This is a genomic window from Brevundimonas sp. (assembly GCF_032107865.1).
Taxonomy (GTDB): Bacteria; Pseudomonadota; Alphaproteobacteria; order Caulobacterales; family Caulobacteraceae; genus Brevundimonas.
In genome coordinates, this window is record NZ_DAMCNG010000194.1 from 1 (window position 1) to 4,881 (window position 4,881).

The 4,881-nt window shown below is 68.9% G+C and carries 6 protein-coding genes and 1 tRNA gene; 4 read left to right on the plus strand and 3 right to left on the minus strand.

Translation table 11 applies throughout. The features are described 5' to 3' along the window. Window positions 1–465 (minus strand): isoaspartyl peptidase/L-asparaginase (locus RT567_RS13410; RefSeq protein ID WP_313576799.1); only part of this gene is annotated, 465 nt, incomplete at its 3' end. 109 nt (window positions 466–574) lie between these two features. Here RT567_RS13410 and RT567_RS13415 point away from each other — a divergent pair. Continuing rightward, complete coding sequence (locus RT567_RS13415) at window positions 575–1,576, plus strand: NADPH:quinone oxidoreductase family protein (protein ID WP_313576800.1); 1,002 nt, start codon at window positions 575–577, stop codon at window positions 1,574–1,576. A gap of 34 nt (window positions 1,577–1,610) precedes the next feature. Here RT567_RS13415 and RT567_RS13420 read toward each other — a convergent pair whose 3' ends face one another. Beyond that, complete coding sequence (locus tag RT567_RS13420; RefSeq protein ID WP_313576801.1) at window positions 1,611–2,018, minus strand: YkvA family protein; 408 nt, start codon at window positions 2,016–2,018, stop codon at window positions 1,611–1,613. Window positions 2,019–2,072: 54 nt separating this feature from the next. On the opposite strand from RT567_RS13420, the gene RT567_RS13425 reads away from it, so the two are divergent. Next, the gene (locus tag RT567_RS13425; protein WP_313576802.1) at window positions 2,073–2,855 is read left to right on the plus strand and encodes an SDR family oxidoreductase; all 783 of its coding nucleotides are present in this window, start codon (window positions 2,073–2,075) and stop codon (window positions 2,853–2,855) included. Window positions 2,856–3,125: 270 nt separating this feature from the next. After that, window positions 3,126–3,200 (plus strand) — tRNA-Gly (locus tag RT567_RS13430). Between the two features lie 125 nt (window positions 3,201–3,325). Here RT567_RS13430 and RT567_RS13435 read toward each other — a convergent pair. Continuing rightward, complete coding sequence (locus RT567_RS13435; RefSeq protein WP_313576803.1) at window positions 3,326–4,444, minus strand: phytase; 1,119 nt, start codon at window positions 4,442–4,444, stop codon at window positions 3,326–3,328. 252 nt (window positions 4,445–4,696) lie between these two features. On the opposite strand from RT567_RS13435, the gene RT567_RS13440 reads away from it, so the two are divergent. Next, a partial coding sequence (locus RT567_RS13440) for a hypothetical protein (RefSeq protein WP_313576804.1) occupies window positions 4,697–4,881 on the plus strand: 185 nt, incomplete at its 3' end.

Consider the following 4,881-nt stretch of genomic DNA (forward strand, 5'->3'; position numbering starts at 1 on the left):
GCCGCTGGGCGGATGGTTGTCCTCGCCCTGACCGGCGCGGGTGTACCAGGCTGTCGGGTCTTCGACGCGCGCCAGACCCTGTTCGGCGGCGAAGCGGGCGGCGCCGTTTCCGGCCAGCATGACGTGGGGGGTGCGGTCCATCACCGCGCGGGCGGCGACGACCGGATTGCGGAACCCTTGCAGGGCGGCGACGGCCCCGGCCTTGCCCGAGGCGCCGTCCATGAGGCTGGCGTCCAGCTCATAGTCGCCCGCCAGATTGGGCGAGGCGCCGCGACCGGCGACATAGAGGCCGGAATTCTCCAGCATGACGACCGCCTCGACCGCTACGTCCAGGGCGGAGGCCCCGGCGTCCAACCGCGCCTTCATCGCCTCCACCACCTCGCGCATGTGCACGACCTCGGCGTCGTAGTTGCGCTCGCGCCGGACGCCGGCGCCGCCGTGAAGGATGAGGGCGGGTTTCGCCATGATCGTCTCCTCAGAACCCATTCGGCCTCTTTGCATCGGGCCGCAGGCTGATTAGCGTCGCCGGCGTGTCGGCGCCATGGCCGATGGGGGATAGCTGAAAAGAGTTCCTATGCGTGCAGTCCTGTCCAAGGCCCCCGGCGGCCCGGAATCGCTCGTCGTCGAGGAGGTCATGGACCCCACGCCCGGTCCGGGCGAGGTGGTGATCGAGGTCAAGGCCGTGGGCGTCAACTATCCCGACGCCCTGATCATCGCCGACAAATACCAGTTCAAGCCCGAGCGTCCCTTCGCGCCGGGGGCCGAGGTCGCGGGCGTGGTCGACGCCGTCGGCGAGGGGGTGAAGGGCGTGTTCCGGGGCGACCGGGTCGTCGCCGTGCCCGGCTGGGGCGGCATGGTCGAGCGGCTGAAGGTCAAGGCCGACACCTTGATCCCGATCCCCGACGGCATGGACTATGAGACCGCCGCGGCCTTCATCATGACCTACGGCACCAGCTACTACGCCCTGAAGGACCGGGCGCAGCTGCAGCCGGGCGAGACCCTGCTGGTGCTGGGCGCGGCGGGCGGCGTCGGTGCCGCCGCCGTCGAACTGGGCAAGGCGATGGGCGCGCGCGTGGTCGCCGCCGCCTCGACCAACGACAAGGTCGAGTTCGCGCTGGAACTGGGCGCCGACAACGGCCTGATCTACCCCTCCGGCCCGATGGACAAGGCGGCCCAGAAGGAGCTGTCGGGCGAGTTCAAGCTGTCGACCGGCCGTGACGGTGCGGACGTTGTCTTTGACGGCGTCGGCGGCGATTACGCCGAGCCGGCCTTGCGGGCCATGGACTGGAACGGCCGCTATCTGGTGGTGGGCTTCCCGGCGGGGATTCCGTCGCTGCCGCTGAACCTGACGCTGCTGAAGTCGGTGTCGGTGGTCGGCGTCTTCTGGGGCGCCGCCGTCGCCCGCGATCCCAAGGCTCACGCCGCCAATATGGCCGAGCTGATGCAGCTCTACGCCGAGGGCAAGATCAAGCCGCGCGTCAGCCGCACCTTCCCGCTGGAGCGCGCCCATGAGGCCATCCAGGCCCTCAGCGACCGCGCGGCCGTCGGCAAGATCGTGGTGAAGGTGGAGGACTGATCGCCGTTTCCTTCTCCCCTTGTGGGAGAAGGACTTACGTTTCCTCGTCTTCCCGCAACCGCTTCAACGCCTGCGCCGCCTGATCGTGGTGGCGGGGCTTGAGGTGGGCGCCCAGGGTCGCCAGCACCGCCGCGATCACCGCCGCGTCGTCGGTGAAGCCGATGCCGGCGAAGATGTCGGGAATGGCGTCCACCGGCATGACGAAATAGGCCAGCGCCCCCAGGATCAGCCCCTTGGCCGCCAACGGCGTCTTGGGGTCCTGGGCGGCGTACCAGGCCGCCATCGCCTGACCGGCGAAGGGGATGCGGGCGGCGGTGCGTCGCATCTTGGGCCAGAAGCCCTTGCGCACGCGCATCTCGTTCACCTTCTGCACGGCGGGAACCAGGGCCTTTTCAGGATTGATGGCGTCATCGGGCGACACCCCGTTGGTCTTTGCGGTCATGGCCGCTAAATCCTCGCACGAGCACTCGGTTCAATCGAATATAGGACGACTTTCATGAAACTCGACGCTTCGATCGCAGCAGTGGTGACGGGCGGGGCTTCGGGCCTCGGCGAAGGCACGGCGCGCGCCCTGGCGGCCAAGGGCGTCAAGGTCGCCCTGTTCGACCTGAACGAAGAGCGCGGCGAGGTCATCGCCCAGGAGATCGGCGGCGTCTTCTGCAAGGTGGACGTGACCTCGGACGACAGCGTCGCCGCCGGCTTCGCCAAGGCCCGCGCCGCCCACGGCCAGGAACGCCTGACCGTCAACTGCGCCGGCATCGCCACGGGCCAGAAGACCGTCAGCCGCAAGCGTGAGACCGGCGAGATCCGCTCCCACGACATGGCCCAGTTCGAGCGCACCGTCTCGATCAACCTGTTCGGCACCTTCCGCGTCCTGTCGCAGTCGGCGGCGGGCATGGTCACGCTGGAGCCGATGGAAGACGGCGAGCGCGGCCTGATCGTCAACACCGCCTCGGTGGCGGCCCAGGACGGCCAGATCGGGCAGGCGGCCTATTCGGCGTCCAAGGGCGGCGTCTACGCCATGACCCTGCCTGTCGCGCGCGACCTGATGAACGAGGGCGTGCGGGTGAACACCATCCTGCCGGGCATCATGTGGACGCCGATGATGGCGGGCATGGACCAGAAGGTGCAGGACGCCCTGGCCGCCATGATCCCCTTCCCCAAGCGTCTGGGCACGCCCGCCGACTACGCCGCCCTGGCCCTGCATCTGGCCGAGAACACCTACATCAACGGCGAGTGCATCCGTCTGGACGGGGCGATCCGTCTCGCGCCTCGCTAAGGCGATGAGCGGAAGGCCGCTAACGCTCGCCGCGCGGCGGCTCGCTGCTTGAGCGGGCTGGGCGCATAAGGGGCTGACGGCTCTGTTTTGAAGCGGCCTCCGAGGCGTCCTTGCGGGCGTTTCGGGGGCCGTTTTCGTGTGAAGTTTCAGGGCTATTCGAAAAAATTCGACGGATTGGACGAAAATCGAAAAAGGGGCTTGCGCGATCCGAAGTCGGTCCGCTATACGCCCCTTCCTCGACGGGGAGCAGCACATCGCTCCCAACGGAGTGCGGGCGTAGCTCAGGGGTAGAGCATCACCTTGCCAAGGTGAGGGTCGGGCGTTCGAATCGCCTCGCCCGCTCCAGTCGAAAGGGAAAACGGGGTCCGACCGCAAGGTCGGGCCCCGTTTCCTTTTGCGCCCTGCACATCGCCGCACATGAAAAAGGCCCGACGATCGCGCCGAGCCTTTTCACGTTCTGCACCCCTGGCTTACAGCCCCAGCGCCGCGCGGATGTCGCGCCAGTCGACGTATTTGAAGTTCTGGGTTCCGGTGTCGTTGACGTCGTCCTGGATCACCACCAGGCCCTCGGGGTAGGGGCCGACCGGGCCGCCGAGGACGGCCAGACCGTCGGTGCCCGTCACCCCGTCGACCGCCCCGTCCACGACGACGAAGCGGCCCTTGTACAGCGGCTCCACGCCGTCGATGCGCCAGACGGGGAAGGTCGAGTCGCCCTGGCTGGAGGCGATCAGATAGCGCGCATCGCCGTCCGTCAGCGTCGTCAGCCCTTCGGCGTCGGCGACCAGCAGCCCCGGCGCGACCGGCTGGATCAGGGTGCGCGTCCCGCCCGAGGCCGGGTCGAGGCCATAGCGCCACAGGCCGACGTTCTCCTCGGCGATATAGAGGGCGTCGGTCGCCGGATCGGCGGCGCAGCCTTCGGAGATGGAGCCGATCTCGGCGCGGCGGACCAACTGTGCGGCGGGGCGGCCGTCGGTCCCGGCGGCGACGACGAACTGGCGCAGTTCGCCCTCATGGCCGACCAGTATGGCGTGGACCTCTTCGCCGCGCCGGGCGAAGCAGAAGCCGTAGGGCTCGATGACGTCGGTGGCGATGGAGCCCCAGTAGCGCACCTTGTTGTCGCCGGTCCCGGCCGGGTCGAACAGATAGAGGGCGACGCCGGTGCGTCCGGGTGTACGGTCGCTGGCTCCGATCAGCAGTTGCGGGCGGCCGTCATCGTTCAGGCCCTCGACCACGTCGACGTTGTTCAGCAGCCCCTCGGGCATGAACTGCAGGATGCGCCCGTCGAAGCCGTAGACGTAGAGGCCCGCCTTCTTGTCGGTGCCGACGACGAAGCCGGGGGTCTGGACGCCGCCGATGGTCACGGGCGTCGCCGAGGCCCAGACGGCGGGATCGTCAGCCGCATCGTCGCCGACCGTGCCGACCGAGGGGGTCTCCAGGACGGCGCGCACGGGCGCGCCCTGGCCGACGAAGCCGTCGCCTTCTCCCTGATAGTCCACCTCGTGTCCCGCGCAGGCGCCCAGCAGCAGGGCGGGGGCCAGAAGGCTGGCGAGCAGGGCGGGACGCGAGCGTCGGGGCAGGGAGGCGGGCATGGGATGTCTTCCGTCCGAATGAGGAATGTCCGCCCGAAACACGCGCGTGAAAGGGCGGTCAACGGCGCTGCGACGACGATTTGGCGATGGTTCGGAGACGGATGATCCGAGTCGGGACGAACTGTCGTCGTCTCGTGTTCCGCGCGCAGATTCCTTTTCGTGAAACCGTCGCGGCCGCGTCGTCGCGGCGTATTAGCCATCGCCGCCAGAACCGGGCCGCCAGAAGCGGCGCCGGCCTTCGGGGATATGGACATGAAGCTCGGACTTCTTCTCAGCGCGGCGACCTTGCCGCTGGTTTTCGCCGTCGCCGCCCAGGCTGCTGATGTGGCGATTGACGCCGCTCCGGCCGTTGCGGCCGCCCCGGCCGGCGACGGCCTGATCGGCCGTGTCGTCAACGCCGACGGCTCGCCCCTGCCGGGCGCCGAGATCATCGACCG

Excerpts from the sequence above, each read along its gene's own strand:
- RT567_RS13415 (WP_313576800.1), top strand. The coding sequence starts at position 575 with ATGCGTGCAGTCCTGTCCAAGGCCCCCGGCGGCCCGGAATCGCTCGTC.
- RT567_RS13420 (WP_313576801.1), bottom strand. The coding sequence starts at position 2,018 with ATGACCGCAAAGACCAACGGGGTGTCGCCCGATGACGCCATCAATCCT.
- RT567_RS13425 (WP_313576802.1), top strand. The coding sequence starts at position 2,073 with ATGAAACTCGACGCTTCGATCGCAGCAGTGGTGACGGGCGGGGCTTCG.
- RT567_RS13435 (WP_313576803.1), bottom strand. The coding sequence starts at position 4,444 with ATGCCCGCCTCCCTGCCCCGACGCTCGCGTCCCGCCCTGCTCGCCAGC.